The sequence below is a fragment of the Nitrosarchaeum sp. AC2 genome (assembly GCF_013407385.1).
GTDB classification, from domain to species: Archaea; Thermoproteota; Nitrososphaeria; order Nitrososphaerales; family Nitrosopumilaceae; genus Nitrosarchaeum; species Nitrosarchaeum koreense.
In genome coordinates, this window is record NZ_CP030847.1 from 186,839 (window position 1) to 203,476 (window position 16,638).

The window sequence follows — 16,638 nt, forward strand, 5'->3', positions numbered from 1 at the left end:
AAATTTGAAATTCTTAATGGTGTCTTTGAAATAAAAAAATTAATTAATGAAAAATTTGCTAATTATAAAAAAACCTGACACTAAACCAATTTTGATTGCACTATCAGTTTTTTCAATTCATCTTTGGTTATCATCTTAACCGAATCTGAGGAATATGATTTAGTTAAAGATGTTTTTCTACCTGCAGAATATGTCTTAATTTCATCATCTGTTGGAACTTTTTGTAGAATTACATATTTTGAATCTGTCTCTATAGTAGTTCTCATTTCATCTAAATTGATTAGAGTTTCATGATATTTTTCTCCCTGTCTTACTGGAACTCTTATCTCACCCGTATTTTCTAATAGTTCTTGTAATGCCTCTTTTACCGTTTCAATTGTAAATGCTCTTAATTTGGGAACAAAAACTTCAGAACCTTTACCAGTCATTGCAGATTCCAAAATAAAATTCAATGCCTCATCCATAGTTATGCTAAATCTTGTCATTGTTGGATCAGTAATAGTTATTTTTTGTTTTGCTTTTATTTGTGAAATGAATTTAGGAATAACAGAACCACTACTGCCTAAAACATTTCCATATCTTAATGAAATGAATTTTGTTCTATGTCTTTCTTTATTCACGTAATTACTGGCAGTTACAAATAATTTTTCCATTAGTAGCTTTGTTGCACCGTATGTATTTAGTGGCGAAACTGCTTTATCAGTTCCAATTCCTACAACTACTTCCACATCTTCATGAATGCAAGATTCAATCACATTTCGTGAACCTACAACATTTGTGTTAATACCCTCAAAGGGATTGAGCTCTATTACAGGAACATGTTTTAATGCCGCCGCATGAAAAACAATATCTACATCTTCTACAGCACGTTGAATTCTAGAAAGATCTCTTATATCTCCTATCAAAAATCTTAGCCTATCCTCATTCAACTCTGATTGCATCATAACCTGTTTGTTTTCATTTCTACTGAAAATTCTAATCTCATTAACTTTTTCACCTAATAGTCTTTTTGTTAATGCCTGTCCTAAAGAACCAGTTCCACCTGTAATGAGAATTTTCTTGCCCTTTAGTTCATTCATAATGAATTTGTGCTGATTCTATTAAATAATCTTCCTCAATTTTCTATTATCAGGTAATTGAAATTCTCCAACTGTGGTTATGATCTTTCAAATGATTCAATTCTAACAATTTCTACTAATAAACGAAAAGAATTATATCAATTTTCTAATTAACAGGAGATCCAACTCATCTTGAAAGTTATTTAAACTTAAATTTTTATTTACAAAATCAATTCAAAAAATGTTAAAATATCAAAATAGAATTTAACACTTAAAATACACAAAAATATAATTTATTGATTTGTATCGATAAGATTATTTCTGAAGTAAATCATACATATGAAATATTCTCTATTAAATAATTTCTTTATCTTGATAATCTTATTGAAATTGCTTGTTTAAACTTGGTGTTTTCGACTTTAATCGTCCTTCGAGATATATTTTTACCATATCATCATTAAATATATTGTAGATTACTCGTAAATGTTCTGGTTTAAAATCACTCTGAAGAAAATTTTTTCCAGTGCCTTTCTGAAAAAATTTTTGCCAACATTTTTTTTCATTAAAAATTTTAAGCAATTTTAATGCATCTTGAGTAGATTGAATTATTGTCTTACATGCAACATCATGAATTGTATCATTTTTTTCTAATTTAGGAATAGATTGATGTATGATGTCTCCTGCATCTGGTTCTGATACAATGTAATGAAATGTACTTCCTGCGTAGTTCGGCTCCATAAAATAAAATGGCCAAAACAAAGTTGCAGAGCCTCGATATTGTGGAGATAATCCAAGATGTAAATTTATAGAATCTTGTGGAAGACTAGAATAAAGTGGGTCTTTAATCAAACTACAACCAAAAATCAAAACCAAATCAGGTTTAATTTCACTAACGAATTTGGTGGAATTTTCTGTATTAAGTTTATCCTTATCAACTTCTAGTATAGGGCAACTTGGAAATTTTTGTTGTCTGAAGTACTCCAATTCCAATTTTTGACGATTAAAAAAATGTCTTACAAAATTTTGTTTATCTTGTTCTTCTAAATTTGGTTCAGGTTCTGGAAGTAGATTTTCTCTTATCTGAATTATTGCACCAGAAAAAGGGAATTTTTCATGAATTTTATTTGCATAATAAAGATGACGTGGATGATTTCCACCAATAAAAAGAATCTTCATAATTTATTCTCCTCGTCCATAATTTTTAATAAATTATGAGTACATAGTTCATTAGCTACTGACAATAATTCATCATATGGGATATTGGCTTTTTCTATTATATCTTCTAGATTGAATACTCCATCACTATAGAACATAATCCATCTAATTGCATCTAGATGTTTTCCTGTAATCTGTTTTTCTTTTATATTCTGATATGTTCTATCCTGATGTTTCTTTTTTATATCATGTACTTTTTGCTTAATTGTTCCACCACTTGTTGGATATAGATTTCTCTTACTTAACATTGGTTCACAAATAATGTTAGAGATAAATTTTCCCCCCATGTTCTTATTTTTAGAAATTGTAATTCTTTCATTTGAAAAATTATCCATCTCTTCAATCTCTTCAATTACTGAAGTGTAAATCTGAAATAGCTCGATTAAACTTTCTGGTTTAATAAATTCCAAATTGTCTTTCGATGTATGATAATAATCATATTCATAATATTTTGATTTACATATAGTTCCAATAGGAATACGAAAGAATGATGATGAATATTGCCGTTCATCACTACCGTTAATATCGAAATCATAAATTTTAAAATCGATTTTTGTTTTTTTTAAAATTTTCAAAACAATTTCATCTAAAAAATGATTACCTTGAAAAGTTTTTTTGTATTCGATATTATTTGGTCCTGCAACACATGTTAAAATAAAACCTCCTATGATTTCTTTCATTTGTAACTCATTTTTTGATAAATAAGCTATTGCTCCAATTGTTTCAGGTACAATAACAAATCTATAACTATGTTTTCTTTTTTTTGTTTAATCCAATGTAATAATAATATCCATAAGACCATTCCTGACAAATTATCGTTTGCTAATGAGGGATGACAACAATATGTAGAAATTAAAAATTCAAATTTTGATTCTCCTTTTACTATTTTTTGACCGTATGTTAATGAACCATTTTTGAGTGATGTGTCAATCACAACTTCATATGTAGCGTATTTGTCAAGATTTACATATTGATTATGGGATATACAAAACCCCCAATCTTCTTTATAATATGACGTACGATATGGAATTGCATCAGGCATATCTGGTAATGTATCTAAATGTGATTCAAGTTCTTCAAAAGATATGATTTTCTGGATTGGTATACTGTAGTTTTTCAAATGTAAATTATTTTTTTGAAAATCAATCACCTTATTACCACTTTGATCTTTTACATATGCATCATTTACATTCCATTCTTTTGGTATGCTCCAATCATAACATATAGTTCCGGTTGGAATTTCCAAAATTTCAAAATTCGTTATTTCTCTTAAAATAGCAAGAGTTTTTCGAACACCATTACCAGTAATGCTTCTACATATGGGAAATAATTCTCTTAGAAGATTAGATACCTGTTGAATATCTGGCACAAATATACCATCAATATGGGATCCTTTTCAACTTTTTGACAAGATTAACCGAATCACTATTATCATGCAAACTGATTTGTTTTATTTTTTACATAGTCAATTGATTTCATAGATGAATAGATCTATCTTATTAATATGACTTTGTAGTAGAGTAATCTAAAAGGATAGTGTAGATTAATGGTATATTTACTATCCACTTTGCTAAAGATAATGGATCTGTTTTTGATAAAATAGCTGAAAAAATATTTTACAATGCACCAGATTCTCTCATTATTGCAAAAACAATGTGATTTACGTTATTTAAAAAATGAAAAAGTTAAAAGATTCAAATAAATTTATTCTGTATGTCAAAAGAAGAGCATAACAAAATGACCATGATAGAGAATTTGGTATGGGAAGCAGCTAAGATAATGTTCCCAAATTCATACATTGATCCAAAAAAAATCACAAAAGCAAAGGAAAATTTACTAGAGTCTCTTATGAAAAGTAATTGAAGACTGGCTTTAGTACAAATGCATTTACTGAAAAATCGCTGTTATATGGTCTGAATACTATATCTGATATTGGATATGACGGAGTAGAGCTTGTTCTTGACACACCTCACGCTTTCTTACCATTAAATAAAAAATATTTATCTGAAATAAAAAACTGTATTAAAAAAAATAAAATTGAGATAGCAAACCTAAATGCCAATACCGTGGTAGGCTGGTATGACAACAATGCCGTAATAGAGAAATTTGAACCGTCACTTTCAAATAAAAATGATAAACTTAGACAATGGAGATTAAATTACACTAAAAAAGCAGTCGAACTAGCTGACGAACTAGAATCTCCTAGCATATGTCTCACTTCAGGAATTTCAACTAACTTCGAAAAACAAACTTGTCTACGTATTTTTACAAAATCTTTAACTGAACTTGCATCGTTTGCAGAGACAAAAAATATTTCAATAGCAATAGAATACGAACCAGGATTGTTAATTGAGAACTCCGATGATGTATATCATATTGTTTCTCAGTTCAATAACGTCGGATTAAATCTTGATGTCTGTCATGCAGCTGTTTTAGGCGAGAACATATCCAAAATTATCAAAAAATTTCGGAAAAAAATCATTCATACTCACATAAGTGACTGCAAAAATAACATTCACTTTCATCTAATTCCTGGTTTGGGCAGCATCAACTTTTCTGCCATGTACAGATCACTAAAAGAAATCAATTATGAAGGATTTCTTACAGCAGAGCTTTACACATACTCAAAAAATCCAGAGTATGCAGCAAAGATTACTTTTACATACCTAAAGAATTTGATATTAAATCATGTTTATTGATCCACACATTCACATGTATTCTAGAACAACAGATGATTATGAAAAGATGATCTTATCTGGGATTAAGACTGTTATAGAACCTTCGTTTTGGCTTGGGCAAGCACGTACTTCATCAAAAACACTGATTGATTATTGGGAGTATTTGATAAATTTTGAACGAACAAGAGCTAAGGAATTTGGTATAAATCATTATTGTGCCATTTCTGTAAATCCAAAAGAAGCCAATAACTCACAACTTGCAAATGAATCCTTAGATGTTATGGCTAACTATCTTAGTAAAGAAGGGGTTGTAGCAGTTGGCGAGATAGGATTTGATATGATTACCAAGGAAGAAGAAAAAGTGTTTGCACGACAATTGATAATGGCTGAAGAACTTAAAATGCCAGTTATTATTCACACTCCACATATCAACAAAGTGGAAGGAATAAAAAAAACATTTGATATTATAAAAAATTACAATGCCACAAAATCAAGAATTATAATAGATCATAATACTGAAGAAACAATCGAACTTTCTTTGTCTTTTGATGTGATGGCAGGAATTACTGTTTACCCGTATACCAAAGTGAGCTCCATAAGAGCAGTTAATATGTTAAAAAAATATGGTACAGATAGGATTTTGATCAACAGCTCTGCAGATTGGGGAATATCTGATCCTCTAAGTGTGCCTAAAACTGCAATTCAAATGGAAAAAGATGGTTTTAGTAAAAACGAGATTGAACAATTACTTTTTCATAACCCAAATAATTTTTTTAAACAATCAAAAAATTATGTTCCATTATAGATTAATTACATGAAATTATCCTTCAGCACAAATGCATATCGAAATTATTCTATTGAAGATAGCATTCGTTCAATTTCTTCTGTAGGCTATACTGCAATTGAATTGATGTGTGACACACCACATGCATTTCCTCCGTTGTCTGTTGAAAAAATAAATTCAATTAAAAAAGCACTACAAGAAAATCAAATGGAGATTTCCAATTTAAATGGATTTATGATGTGTGCTGTAAATGACTTTCATCATCCATCATGGATTGAAAAAAATCAAAAAGATCGTAATATTCGAATACAACATACCAAATATTGCATTGAATTAGCCTCGAAACTTGGCGTGAAAACGATTTCTACAGAACCTGGAGGGCCACTTTTGGGATTATCTGAAAAAGAAGGGCTTGAATTATTTTATGATGGCTTAAATGAAGTCATTCCTGTAGCAGAAAAAAACAATGTAATACTTTTGATTGAACCTGAACCTGGACTGCTGATAGAAAACTCATCACAATTTCTAAATTTTATGTCTCGTTTTAACACTAAGTACATTGGTCTAAATTTTGACGTGGGTCATTTTTTTTGTGTAGGTGAAAAACCAGATGAATTAATTAAAACACTTGCAGATTTCATATCTCACATTCATCTAGAAGACATTGCAGAATCACAAGAACACAAACATCTGATCCCTGGTCATGGTGCAATTGATCTCAAAAAGGTTTTTGATGCAATTAGTGATATTGATTATAAAAATTACATCACAATCGAATTATATCCTTATCTAGACAATCCAGAAAACGCTGCTAAAGAGGCAATGCAGTTTATGAATTCTCTTAATCTGAAATGATAAAATCATATTTTCAGCTAGTACGATTTCCAGGTATCTTTACCGCATTCTCAAATATTCTTTTAGGGTTTTTTTTATCTTCAGAATTTATTGTAGATTGGTTTAATCTATTTCCACTTCTTGCAGCTTCAGGTTTTTTATTTTTAGCTGGAATGACACTAAATGATTATTTTGATTACAATATAGATAAAAATGAACGACCAGACAGACCACTTCCTTCAGGAAAAATATCAAGAAAAGCAGCATTGTATCTTGGCATTGCATTGTTTATTGCCGCAAACATTTCTGCATCTTTTGTTGGATTTCAAGCAGTAATGATATCTATCATTATGACAATTCTCATCTTAGCATATGACATAAAACTAAAAAATATCAAAACCATTGGAATCTTAAATCTTTCATCCATACGATTTTTGAATGTTATTTTAGGTTCCAGTATGGTTCTTTTTAATTTTGAAATTATCTGGATATCTATCCCAATTGCAATTTTTATAGCAGGAATTAGCACTCTTGCAAAAACCGAGAGTTCCATTTATCCAAGAACAGCGAAAATCATTAATCTGGTTCTTGTTTTGTTCACCATATCATATGTTATAGTTTTAACATATGATGCTGGATTTACTCATTGGCTAGTTCTTGGAGTATTTGTTATCGTTAATTATTTACCTTGGATGATCATCAAAGAAAAATCCTCCAAGACCACACAAAAAATAGTAACGATTCAACTACTTTCAATCCCTATTTTAGATGCAATTTTAGTTATGGCTTTTTCTAATATTATTTTTGCAATAGTGACACTGTCTATGATATTTCCAGCATATGTTGCTTTACGAAAATTATATTTGACATAAATTAGTATGAATGGTTTATTTTTAAGTTAGAAATATTCTGAATAACTAAATGAAAAAATTAATTGTAATTAATGTTGTAGGATTAACAAAAAATTCAATTAACAGTATTTCGCTTCCTAACATGTCAAAAATTTTTACTGATGGGTTTTGCTCTTCGATGATTCCTTCTTTTCCTGCAGTAACGTGTAGTGTCCAGTCTTCAATTACTTCAGGATATTATCCGGCAGATCATGGTATCATTTCAAATGGTTTCTATGATCGAGATACAAAACAGGTTTCGTTCTGGGAGCAGTATGACAGTTTAGTTCAAAAGCCAAGAATCTGGGATATTTTAAAGAAGGCAAATCCAAAATTAAAAACAGCTGTACTTTTCTGGCAAAATTCTCTTTACACAAATTCTGATTTTATTATTACTCCAAAGCCGATTCATCTTGAAGATAAAACCGTAATGTGGTGTTATTCAAAACCTCTCAATTACTATGAGGAAGTTACCCAACATCTAGGCGAATTTGATCTCAAATGGTATTGGGGACCATTTGCATCCATCAAGTCTAGTCAGTGGATAATTAATGCATCAATGTATACAATAAAAAAACATAGACCTGATCTAGTCCTTGTATATCTACCTCATTTGGATTATTCTGCACAAAAGCATGGCCCTCAAAGTAATGAATTCAAACAGAGTTTAATTGAGATTGACAATATGATTGGGGATTTGATAGATTTTCTTGCTGACAATGAGTTTGGCAATGAATATGAGATAATGATTCACTCTGAATATGGATTTAATGAGGTGAATCACTCTTTGTCCCCAAACATACTTTTACGTCAAAATGGATTACTTTTCACTCGAAATATACTTGGAAAAGAATACATTGATTTTGAAAACAGTAATGCATTTACAATGGTTGATCATCAGATAGCACATATTTTTATAAAACCTGGTTATGATAATATCGTTACTTCAATTTTCAAAAAAGAAAAAAACATTGCAAAAATTCTTGATAAAGAATCTCAAATAAAATTAAACATAAATCATACAAGAAGTGGCGAGTTGATTTTATACGCAAAGAATGATTGCTGGTTTAATTATCATTGGTGGGAAGATGAAAATCTTGCACCCTCATTTACTTTTAATGTTGATATCCATCGAAAACCTGGATATGATCCACTTGAATTATTTCTTGATCCAATAACTAAAAGAATTTCTCATGACACTTCATTGATCAAAGGTTCTCATGGTGTGTTTGATAGTGAAAATACTGACGCTTTACCTATATTTGGAATGTCTATTAAACCAAAGAAAGAAACTAATGTTATAGATATTTCTCAAATAGCGCCCACCATATTGAAATTCTTCAACTGTACTTACAATCTTCCAAATGATTCAATCTTGTAATGATCTTTTTTAAAAAGCATGACCATATTATCCAATTCAAAAAATATTCAGAATCTTATATAGAACAAATTCTATAAATTATGATTCATTTGTAATTATTACTTTCATCACACCATCTTTTGATCTAGCATAATTCAGAGCTTTTGTGATGTCCTGAATGGGAACTTTGTGTGTTACTAACTGCCTGACATTGATTGATTTATTATTTATAATTTCAAATGATTCTCTTATCTCGTTTGTTGATGCAGCATAACTTGGTATAATTGAAATCTCTTTAGAATATATCTCACTCAAATTAGTTTTTAAATTACATTCTTTGCTAGGTTCACCAAATAAAAGAATGGTGCCTCCCTTTCTTACTAAATTAATTGCATTATGAAAAACTTCGGTCTGTGAAGTGGCAATTATAATCAAATCCAAATCACTTGTATGTGTACTGATTTTTTCACTAATATCTGATTCATCTCCTTTTAATGGAATTCCAATATTTGCTTCCTTGCAGAAATTTAATCTAAATTCATTAACGTCTACACAAAATATCTTCCCAAAACCATAGTGTTTTGCTAACATTGCGTGCATGACGCCAATTGGTCCCACCCCAAATACCAATACTGAATCATTTTTTGAGAAAGAAAGTTTCTTCCAAGCCCTAATACAACATGCCAACGGCTCAATTAGTGACGCTTCCTCAAAACTCATGGCGTCTGGAATTTTAATTAAACTTTCATGTCTGATATTCCATTCAGGAACCAAAAATTTTTCAGACATACCGCAAGGCTCTAAACATTCAATATACTTTTCACACATCGTCTGATTCCCGTGTTTGCAATAATGACAGTTATCACAAGGAGAATGATGATGTACAAACACTCTATCGTTTAAATCAAATTCCTTAACATTGCTACCCTTTTTTACAATGATTCCTGCAACTTCATGACCGAGCTTAGATGATGGTCTGCACGAATCACCAAATATGTTTCCCAAGTCTGATCCGCAGATTCCACATGATTTCATTTTTATTAATACATCATTATCTCCACATACTGGTTCTGTGACATCTATAAGACTAACTCCTGACGCTTGATTTTTTCTAACACATTTCATGTTTTTATCATTAATTTTGTAAGTGTTTCCTTACTTAGACATTATGTTTAATCAACAATTCTACACAATAAAATCATTTGTAGCATTTGTTATTCTATCAGTGTGTTTGATTCTATGATTTAATCCAATTTCAGATACATGTAAACTCATTTGTAAATAAAAAGAATAATGATATTTCAGAAATACTATTATCAGTTATAGTTATAATTAAGTTGAGATCAAATGACATTAAAATTTATTAAATCTATAAATGATGTTCGTGGAACTATTTTGTTTTATTCTTTTGGGAAATTAACTATTCATTTTGTTGAAACAAAAAAAGGGTTTTCACGTGGCGGTCATTATCATAAATTTAAAAGTGATCATATACTTTTGCAGGGCCAAATTGAGTTCAGGGAATTCAACCTTAGCACAAATATGGAGCAAATTAGTATTATCTATGCACCTTACACTATCTCTGTAGAGCCCAATGTGGCTCATCTTTTGACTGCCTTGGATGATTCTTTATTTCTAGAATGTTTTGATGCAGAGTATTCTGCTACTGATTACTTTCCATATAGAAATATTGTAAATGAAAAAATAAAACAAAGACAGAATATTTAGTTAAATATTATTTGTGTCTAGTCTGCTTTTTATGTAATCTATAGGTAAAACAGGAGAAGGATCTGTCTTTGACAAAACTGCCTTGTAAATTGATACATAGTCAAGCATGTAAATAAGAGAAATTATTTTTGTCAAAATGTTTCCTGAAACAGAGTGAATTTCCTTAAAATCAATTTCTTTTTTTGCAAAGAATTCTTTGATTATGTCAAATCTTTCTTTTGTTTTTATGTAATCGTCTTTTCCTTGCAATAAAATAGGTTGCACCACAGACGGTCTTTCCCATGATACCATGCCGTTATGACAAGCTTCTATGATGTCTTCTGTAATCGCATGAATCTTTGCATTTTCTTGTAAAGATGATTTGAATCTTGTTGCAGTCGATTGCAATCCATGAGGATAATAAATAATGGGAATTCCTGATATCCAACTAGCTAAATTAATTGCAGGATTTGAATCAGACAAATTATGAGAAAAGATTTGTTTTTTAATAATATCAAGTTCGCTTAATGACTCTACAATATCGTTTTTTTTAATTGGAAGAGCTGAATTTAGTGTCTTTAGAATCGAATAAGTAAAACTGACAAGAGATGTTCTTGGTGAATGAATCAATGGAATTTTTCTAAATATGATTTGGTTTTTTTTGCACATGTCTTCCATTTTACCTCCAGATGAAAACGCAATCAATCTACAATCCAGTTTTGCAGCAGAATCAAGTACTGTCAAAGTCTCAGATGTATTTCCAGATATACTTGTAGTTACTACTAGGGTATTTTTATCAACTGTCTTTGGCAAGAGGTATCCTTTGATAAGTGATACGTGAATATCGCTTTTGGATAATATTGAAGAAAACAAGTCCCCAATTGTACCTGAACCTCCCATTCCAGCAAAAACAATGTGATCAATATCATGAAAATCTACAGGTTCGTGATTGGATTCGTATGATTTGCGTGCAATCTCTGGCCATGAATCATAGATTTTGTACATTCCACGAGCATCTATTTTGTCCATTGTTGCAATGTCTAGCAATATGTGATTCAAAATCTGCTAAAACAATATAACAATTTGTAAATCTAAAAGTCTATCATGAATTGGTTGATTGGCTATGTTTTTTCAATTGATTTTTAAAAAGCCTGATTTTGATACGAATGATGGACAATACCGTGATCAATTCCTCGCTAAGAACTGTCGAGTGGAAAGACAACAAAGTAGTGATGATTGACCAGACCAAACTGCCAAATCAGCTAGTCTTTGTAACATATGACGATTATAATCAGGTAGCAGATGCCATTAGAACTCTAGTAGTTAGAGGGGCACCTGCTATTGGAGTATCTGGCGCTTTTGGTTTGGCTTTGGCATCTTTACAGAGTAAGGCAACTACAAAAGATCAATTAATCTCTGATCTGGAAAAGGCAAGAAAAATTCTATATGAGACAAGACCAACTGCTGTAAATCTAAAATGGGGACTGGATAAAATTATGAAGATTGCAAATTCTGGGGATACAGTTGAGCAAATTAAACAATTGGTAATTAATGAATCAAAAAAGATGGCAGATGAAGATATCCAAATAAACAAAACTATGGGAAAAAATGGCTCTGTACTTTTTGATAACAATGATACTATAATGACTCATTGCAATGCAGGTGCACTAGCTACGGTAGCCTATGGAACAGCGTTAGGTGTGATTAGAGCAACAAGAGAGAGCGGAAAAAACATCAAAGTAATAGCTACAGAAACTAGGCCAATTCAACAAGGCTCCAGACTAACAGCATTTGAGCTAAAGCATGATGGGTTTGACGTTAGTCTGATTCCTGATACTGCAGTAGGATATTCGATGGCAAACGGACTAGTCAACAAGGTAGTTGTTGGTGCAGACAGAATTGTAAGAACTGGTCATGTCTTTAACAAAATCGGAACATATCAGGTGGCAACCATGGCAAAGCAACATGGAATTCCATTTTATGTAGCGGCACCATTATCTACCTTTGATATGACTAGTGATGCCAAAGACGTAATTATTGAGATGCGAAAGGGAACAGAAGTTACTGGGATTGGTGATAAAAAAACAGCACCTGATGATATCAACGTGATAAATCCTGCATTTGATATGACTCCACCTGAGTTAATCTCTGGAATAATTACTGAAAAAGGTGTGGCAAAACCACCCTATGAAGAATCTATCAAAAAATTATTTGAAGCTAATTAATAGAAAGTTTTTATTGATTTTATCTTCCACTAATAATATGAGTACTGTAACTGCACAAGCCGTAAAGGAATCACTAAAACAATGCATGGATCCTGAAGTCCCACTAAATATCGTAGAGATGGGATTAATCTATGGAATTGATGTTGTTGAAAATAATAATGTCAATATCAAAATGACAATGACAACACAAGGCTGTCCACTACATGAGACTCTAGTTCAAGATGTGACAAGATACGCAAAAAAAGTTCCAGGTGTAAATAATGTCAAAGTAGACATTGTCTGGGAACCAAAATGGACAATGGATAGTATGACTGAAGAAGGAAAAGCAAAAATCAAAAACATGACCAATACAATGACTACACCAGCTCCAATTAATTATGAAATTGCGTTACCTCAAGGAGTTGGCAAACTTGTACAACAAGAAGACGGCTCAATGGTTCTAGCTAACGAACATGATCAGGGGTTTATGGTTAATCAGGCAATTGTAGATTTTTGGAAGTCATGTAATGGACAACGCAAAGTCACTGAACTAGTAGAAATATTTGCACAACAAACAGGACTGCAAAGAAATCAAGTAGAAAAAGAAGTAATGCAATTACTCCAACAACTACGTGAAGGTGGATTGATTGCAATTCCAGATGCACCTAATGTTGAATTCAAAAAATAGCCTTAGAAAATATAATTTGAGTTTGCGCCATCAAAATTAATTACAACTCCTGTTAGATACTTTATCTTGTTTTCAATAATTGCTTTGACAAAATTTCCAATTTCTTCTGGCTCTCCAAGTCTTTTCATAGGCAGTGACTTTTTGTATTCATCAATGTTTTCAATTAGTTCTCTGGTTCTATCTGTGTTTATTGGACCTGGCGCAATATTGATGCAACTGATATTTTTTGTAGCATAGTCTTTGCTTAGAATCTTAAAGACTTCACTAAATGCAGCACGATACGCAGACGATATTATCAATTTTTTATTTGGTTCTTTAATTACACTAGAACTAATCAAAAAAATATAACCATCATCATTAACCTTGATGTTTTGTAAAATTATACAAAATCCTAAAAATAACTGGTTATGATATTTTTTCCAATCTTCTTCTGACACATTAGAAAATTCTTTAGCCTCAGGTCCACCTGTATTGAGTACTAGTATGTCTGTCTGATTATGAGTTTGTACAAATTTTTTTACACTGTCCAAATTTGAAGTGTCAATATCATTTTTTGATGCTGCAAAAACGTCTATCTTTATTGATTTTAGTGATTCTGAGATTGCCTTGCCCATTCCTCTGGAACCGCCAAGAACAATCGCTCTAGTCATAATGTTATCCTATGATAATCTGTAATTAAATTTCTTTATGGAAGATAAATTAATTCATTTAGGATCTTTTCTTATAACCATTTCTCAACCATGTTACTGATCTTTTCTGCCTGCTGGTTAAATGCAATTTTGGAATCTCTTAATCATGCAAAAACTTTCAGGACTGTTTCTGGTTGCTGTGCTTGTTTCAGGAGCATTTTCCTCAAGTTTTGCATTTGCTCAAGTTCCTACAGCACAAAATGATCAATACTCATTAAATGAGGATTCAGTTCTTACTGTTGGTCCTACTGGAGTTTTGATAAATGATGCAAATATTGATAATAATTTCTTTGCAATAATTCAGACTAACGTTGGTTTTGGAATACTTACGCTAAATTTGAATGGAACATTTACCTATACTCCTAATTCAAATTTTAATTCTGTTGATTCATTTACCTATATTGCAACCAATGGAACGCATAGCAGTAACAATGCCACCGTCACACTTTCTGTTAATCCAGTTAATGACGTACCAATAGCACAAAATAACACTGCAACAACACCAGAAAATACCTCAGTAATCATTTCTGTACTAAACAACGACTCTGATGTTGACGGTGATTCACTCACAGTTAGTTCTGTAACACAAGGAGCTAACGGAACAGTCACAACCAACGGCACCATTGTAACTTACACACCAAAGCCAAACTTTCATGGAGTAGACTCTTTTGCTTATACCGTATCTGATGGATTGTTAACTGATACTGCAACTGTTACTGTAAATGTAACTCCATTTGATGATCAAGATGATGATAAAGTCAATATTTGCCATAAAGACAAGAAGACAATTTCTGTTTCAATCAATGCTATCTCTGCTCATCTAAAGCATGGAGATACGATTGGAGTATGTGAAAATGATCATGATCAAAATACTGATAAAAAGTTAATTGAAGAACAGCTAAAAGCACTAAAGAAGGATTTCCAAGCACAAGAAAAAATACTCAAAGATCAACTAAAAGCATTAGAGAAAAAATTCAAAGCACAAGAAAAAGAACTAAAAGAGCAACTAAAAGATTTGAAGAAAGACAAGAAATCTAATGATAACCATAATGATGACGAAGATGATGACCATGACGATGATGACTAAACTAAAGATTTACATCTAAAATTATTTTTAATAAGAATTTTTACTAGTTAGATTTCTTTAATCTCTGTAATTGTTCCTAGCACAGAATCCATCTTCACAATGGCTTTTTTCTCATCCCAACCAAGCGCAACGTACCAGTCACCTGCATCCACATCATATTTTGTCTCCAAAGTCTTTAGATTTTCTGGTTGAATGTTGTATTTTTTTGCAATACCTGAAATAGCTAAAGAAATAGCATCTCTTTCTTTTTCCAGTCTTCTCTTCATTAATCCTATTCCTGGACTCATATTCTCTCTGATTCTTTTGTTCTAATATAGTTAATTCTCAAAATTACCCACAATGTTTAATTTTTTTATTTGATAAATTTACAACGCTTCAAATACCTAGATCAAAAGGTTATACTACAATGAAATTAATCCAAAAGTTTTCAAATTCATCGCTTGCAAAAACTAGTACTCTAGTATCTCTAGTTTCAGTTCTTGCAGTTGTTGGTCCTTTTGTAGTTGTATCTGCAGGATTTTGGGATGCAATATCTCATCTTCAAAAAGAACCCGAATTCTTTTGGAGCATACAGCATATCGTTGTATACACCGGAGTTTCAATAACTACAAGCGCTGCTATAGTTGGAACAATTCTATTGCTTCAAAACTCTACAAAAAATTCTCTTAAAAATGGAATCATTTTAGTGATTGTTGGTTCACTAATTCAAATAGTATCAGGATATGCGGATTCACTTTCACATGAACTTTTTGGAATTGATGGTTTGATATCTTGGTCTCATCAGCCACTAGAATTTGGTCTAGTTTTATCTGCTTTGGGTGGATTTTTGATATTAAAAAATCTTGAAAAAACAAAACTCAGAGTACTTGTTCCGTTCTCAATTATTTCATTTTTGTTTTTTACAACTTGGCTTGTGTTTAACTTAGTGTTTATTTTTGGTCACACAATACAATGTCTTCCAGTTTACAAGATATTCTTATCTGGATGTTCAATCTTGTAATTTTTTAATTTCATATATGATGTAAAAATAACCATTACTGCACCTACTAGTATTATTATTCCTGGCGGTATCATAACCTCAGAGCCTGCATCTCCTAACTCAACTTGCAAATTTATTTGATTTTTTGAAGGATTTGTTACTTTAACTGTGTAACTTCCACTTTTCTCAAAATCAAAATACCCAACAGACATTTTTGTCTGAACACTTTCTTCAGATATTGTATTCTGGTTATTATCTAAAATTTGAACAAATATCTGCTCACCGCTAAATTCTGGCATGAATACTTTGTAATATCCAATACCTTTGCCCTCAAAATTCATCTTTAGATCATGTGAATTTGATGATTCAAGTACCGTTTCTTCTGATATTTTGTCTCCTTGTACAAAAACAAATGATATCCAAATCATTCCAATCACACATAATATCACACCAATTTTGAACAAA

18 protein-coding genes and 1 pseudogene are annotated in these 16,638 nt (G+C 31.3%); 11 read left to right on the plus strand and 8 right to left on the minus strand.

The features are described 5' to 3' along the window. Positions 1-80: 80 nt before the first annotated feature. The 3 genes and pseudogenes from DSQ20_RS00930 to DSQ20_RS10975 form a co-directional block, all read right to left on the minus strand. Positions 81-1,079 (minus strand): SDR family NAD(P)-dependent oxidoreductase, encoded by a 999-nt coding sequence (locus DSQ20_RS00930; RefSeq protein WP_179365701.1) that lies wholly within the window; start codon positions 1,077-1,079, stop codon positions 81-83. Positions 1,080-1,439: 360 nt separating this feature from the next. Next, positions 1,440-2,234 (minus strand): formyltransferase family protein, encoded by a 795-nt coding sequence (locus tag DSQ20_RS00935; protein WP_179365702.1) that lies wholly within the window; start codon positions 2,232-2,234, stop codon positions 1,440-1,442. Then, a pseudogene (locus DSQ20_RS10975) lies at positions 2,231-3,642 on the minus strand (DUF4910 domain-containing protein). Before DSQ20_RS10975 ends, DSQ20_RS00935 begins: the two are co-directional and overlap by 4 nt. Before the next feature lie 344 nt (positions 3,643-3,986). Here DSQ20_RS10975 and DSQ20_RS00950 point away from each other — a divergent pair. From DSQ20_RS00950 to DSQ20_RS00975, 6 genes are read left to right on the plus strand one after another with little or no spacing between them, the layout of a single operon-like run. Then, positions 3,987-4,136: a hypothetical protein gene (locus tag DSQ20_RS00950; RefSeq protein WP_179365704.1), complete on the plus strand. Its 150-nt coding sequence runs from the start codon at positions 3,987-3,989 to the stop codon at positions 4,134-4,136. Beyond that, positions 4,133-4,972 carry a sugar phosphate isomerase/epimerase gene (locus DSQ20_RS00955; RefSeq protein WP_179365705.1) on the plus strand — a complete coding sequence of 280 codons (840 nt, stop codon included), beginning with the start codon at positions 4,133-4,135 and terminating at the stop codon, positions 4,970-4,972. The genes DSQ20_RS00950 and DSQ20_RS00955 overlap by 4 nt, the downstream gene beginning before the upstream one ends. Further along, positions 4,962-5,756, plus strand: a complete 795-nt coding sequence (locus DSQ20_RS00960; protein ID WP_179365706.1) for a TatD family hydrolase — start codon at positions 4,962-4,964, stop codon at positions 5,754-5,756. Before DSQ20_RS00955 ends, DSQ20_RS00960 begins: the two co-directional genes overlap by 11 nt. A 9-nt stretch (positions 5,757-5,765) precedes the next feature. Continuing rightward, positions 5,766-6,590, plus strand: a complete 825-nt coding sequence (locus DSQ20_RS00965) for a sugar phosphate isomerase/epimerase (RefSeq protein ID WP_179365707.1) — start codon at positions 5,766-5,768, stop codon at positions 6,588-6,590. Next, a complete protein-coding gene (locus DSQ20_RS00970; protein ID WP_179365708.1) occupies positions 6,587-7,441 on the plus strand; it encodes a UbiA family prenyltransferase in 855 nt (284 codons plus the stop codon). Before DSQ20_RS00965 ends, DSQ20_RS00970 begins: the two co-directional genes overlap by 4 nt. Before the next feature lie 49 nt (positions 7,442-7,490). Continuing rightward, the gene (locus DSQ20_RS00975; RefSeq protein WP_179365709.1) at positions 7,491-8,840 is read left to right on the plus strand and encodes an alkaline phosphatase family protein; all 1,350 of its coding nucleotides are present in this window, start codon (positions 7,491-7,493) and stop codon (positions 8,838-8,840) included. 78 nt (positions 8,841-8,918) lie between these two features. Here DSQ20_RS00975 and DSQ20_RS00980 read toward each other — a convergent pair whose 3' ends face one another. Further along, entirely contained in the window at positions 8,919-9,944 is a 1,026-nt protein-coding gene (locus DSQ20_RS00980) for an alcohol dehydrogenase catalytic domain-containing protein (RefSeq protein ID WP_179365710.1), read from the minus strand. A 222-nt stretch (positions 9,945-10,166) separates the two neighbouring features. Here DSQ20_RS00980 and DSQ20_RS00985 point away from each other — a divergent pair, with 222 nt between their 5' ends. After that, the gene (locus DSQ20_RS00985; RefSeq protein WP_179365711.1) at positions 10,167-10,547 is read left to right on the plus strand and encodes a hypothetical protein; all 381 of its coding nucleotides are present in this window, start codon (positions 10,167-10,169) and stop codon (positions 10,545-10,547) included. On the opposite strand, the gene DSQ20_RS00990 is transcribed toward DSQ20_RS00985, so the two are convergent. Then, on the minus strand, positions 10,548-11,555 hold the full coding sequence (locus tag DSQ20_RS00990) for an SIS domain-containing protein (protein WP_255458282.1): 1,008 nt from the start codon (positions 11,553-11,555) through the stop codon (positions 10,548-10,550). A 137-nt stretch (positions 11,556-11,692) separates the two neighbouring features. Between DSQ20_RS00990 and mtnA the strand changes: the two genes are divergently transcribed. Continuing rightward, a complete protein-coding gene (mtnA, locus tag DSQ20_RS00995; RefSeq protein ID WP_179365713.1) occupies positions 11,693-12,751 on the plus strand; it encodes an S-methyl-5-thioribose-1-phosphate isomerase in 1,059 nt (352 codons plus the stop codon). 37 nt (positions 12,752-12,788) lie between these two features. After that, entirely contained in the window at positions 12,789-13,418 is a 630-nt protein-coding gene (locus DSQ20_RS01000; RefSeq protein ID WP_179365714.1) for a PqqD family peptide modification chaperone, read from the plus strand. A 2-nt stretch (positions 13,419-13,420) separates the two neighbouring features. Here DSQ20_RS01000 and DSQ20_RS01005 read toward each other — a convergent pair whose 3' ends face one another. Next, positions 13,421-14,068: an SDR family oxidoreductase gene (locus DSQ20_RS01005; protein ID WP_179365715.1), complete on the minus strand. Its 648-nt coding sequence runs from the start codon at positions 14,066-14,068 to the stop codon at positions 13,421-13,423. A gap of 121 nt (positions 14,069-14,189) precedes the next feature. On the opposite strand from DSQ20_RS01005, the gene DSQ20_RS01010 reads away from it, so the two are divergent. Further along, positions 14,190-15,194, plus strand: a complete 1,005-nt coding sequence (locus DSQ20_RS01010) for an Ig-like domain-containing protein (protein WP_179365716.1) — start codon at positions 14,190-14,192, stop codon at positions 15,192-15,194. A gap of 47 nt (positions 15,195-15,241) precedes the next feature. Here DSQ20_RS01010 and DSQ20_RS01015 read toward each other — a convergent pair whose 3' ends face one another. Beyond that, positions 15,242-15,481 (minus strand): hypothetical protein, encoded by a 240-nt coding sequence (locus tag DSQ20_RS01015; RefSeq protein WP_179365717.1) that lies wholly within the window; start codon positions 15,479-15,481, stop codon positions 15,242-15,244. 119 nt (positions 15,482-15,600) lie between these two features. On the opposite strand from DSQ20_RS01015, the gene DSQ20_RS01020 reads away from it, so the two are divergent. Beyond that, complete coding sequence (locus DSQ20_RS01020) at positions 15,601-16,194, plus strand: hypothetical protein (protein WP_179365718.1); 594 nt, start codon at positions 15,601-15,603, stop codon at positions 16,192-16,194. Here the strand turns inward: DSQ20_RS01020 and DSQ20_RS01025 are convergent. Further along, complete coding sequence (locus tag DSQ20_RS01025) at positions 16,158-16,601, minus strand: hypothetical protein (RefSeq protein WP_179366281.1); 444 nt, start codon at positions 16,599-16,601, stop codon at positions 16,158-16,160. The genes DSQ20_RS01020 and DSQ20_RS01025 overlap by 37 nt on opposite strands. Positions 16,602-16,638: the final 37 nt, after the last annotated feature.

Coding starts and splice junctions, on each gene's coding strand:
- DSQ20_RS00930 (WP_179365701.1), bottom strand. CDS start 1,079: ATGAATGAACTAAAGGGCAAGAAAATTCTCATTACAGGTGGAACTGGT.
- DSQ20_RS00935 (WP_179365702.1), bottom strand. CDS start 2,234: ATGAAGATTCTTTTTATTGGTGGAAATCATCCACGTCATCTTTATTAT.
- DSQ20_RS00950 (WP_179365704.1), top strand. CDS start 3,987: ATGTCAAAAGAAGAGCATAACAAAATGACCATGATAGAGAATTTGGTA.
- DSQ20_RS00960 (WP_179365706.1), top strand. CDS start 4,962: ATGTTTATTGATCCACACATTCACATGTATTCTAGAACAACAGATGAT.
- DSQ20_RS00965 (WP_179365707.1), top strand. CDS start 5,766: ATGAAATTATCCTTCAGCACAAATGCATATCGAAATTATTCTATTGAA.
- DSQ20_RS00970 (WP_179365708.1), top strand. CDS start 6,587: ATGATAAAATCATATTTTCAGCTAGTACGATTTCCAGGTATCTTTACC.
- DSQ20_RS00975 (WP_179365709.1), top strand. CDS start 7,491: ATGAAAAAATTAATTGTAATTAATGTTGTAGGATTAACAAAAAATTCA.
- DSQ20_RS00980 (WP_179365710.1), bottom strand. CDS start 9,944: ATGAAATGTGTTAGAAAAAATCAAGCGTCAGGAGTTAGTCTTATAGAT.
- DSQ20_RS00985 (WP_179365711.1), top strand. CDS start 10,167: ATGACATTAAAATTTATTAAATCTATAAATGATGTTCGTGGAACTATT.
- DSQ20_RS00990 (WP_255458282.1), bottom strand. CDS start 11,555: ATGGACAAAATAGATGCTCGTGGAATGTACAAAATCTATGATTCATGG.
- mtnA (WP_179365713.1), top strand. CDS start 11,693: ATGATGGACAATACCGTGATCAATTCCTCGCTAAGAACTGTCGAGTGG.
- DSQ20_RS01000 (WP_179365714.1), top strand. CDS start 12,789: ATGAGTACTGTAACTGCACAAGCCGTAAAGGAATCACTAAAACAATGC.
- DSQ20_RS01005 (WP_179365715.1), bottom strand. CDS start 14,068: ATGACTAGAGCGATTGTTCTTGGCGGTTCCAGAGGAATGGGCAAGGCA.
- DSQ20_RS01010 (WP_179365716.1), top strand. CDS start 14,190: ATGCAATTTTGGAATCTCTTAATCATGCAAAAACTTTCAGGACTGTTT.
- DSQ20_RS01015 (WP_179365717.1), bottom strand. CDS start 15,481: ATGAGTCCAGGAATAGGATTAATGAAGAGAAGACTGGAAAAAGAAAGA.
- DSQ20_RS01020 (WP_179365718.1), top strand. CDS start 15,601: ATGAAATTAATCCAAAAGTTTTCAAATTCATCGCTTGCAAAAACTAGT.
- DSQ20_RS01025 (WP_179366281.1), bottom strand. CDS start 16,601: ATGATTTGGATATCATTTGTTTTTGTACAAGGAGACAAAATATCAGAA.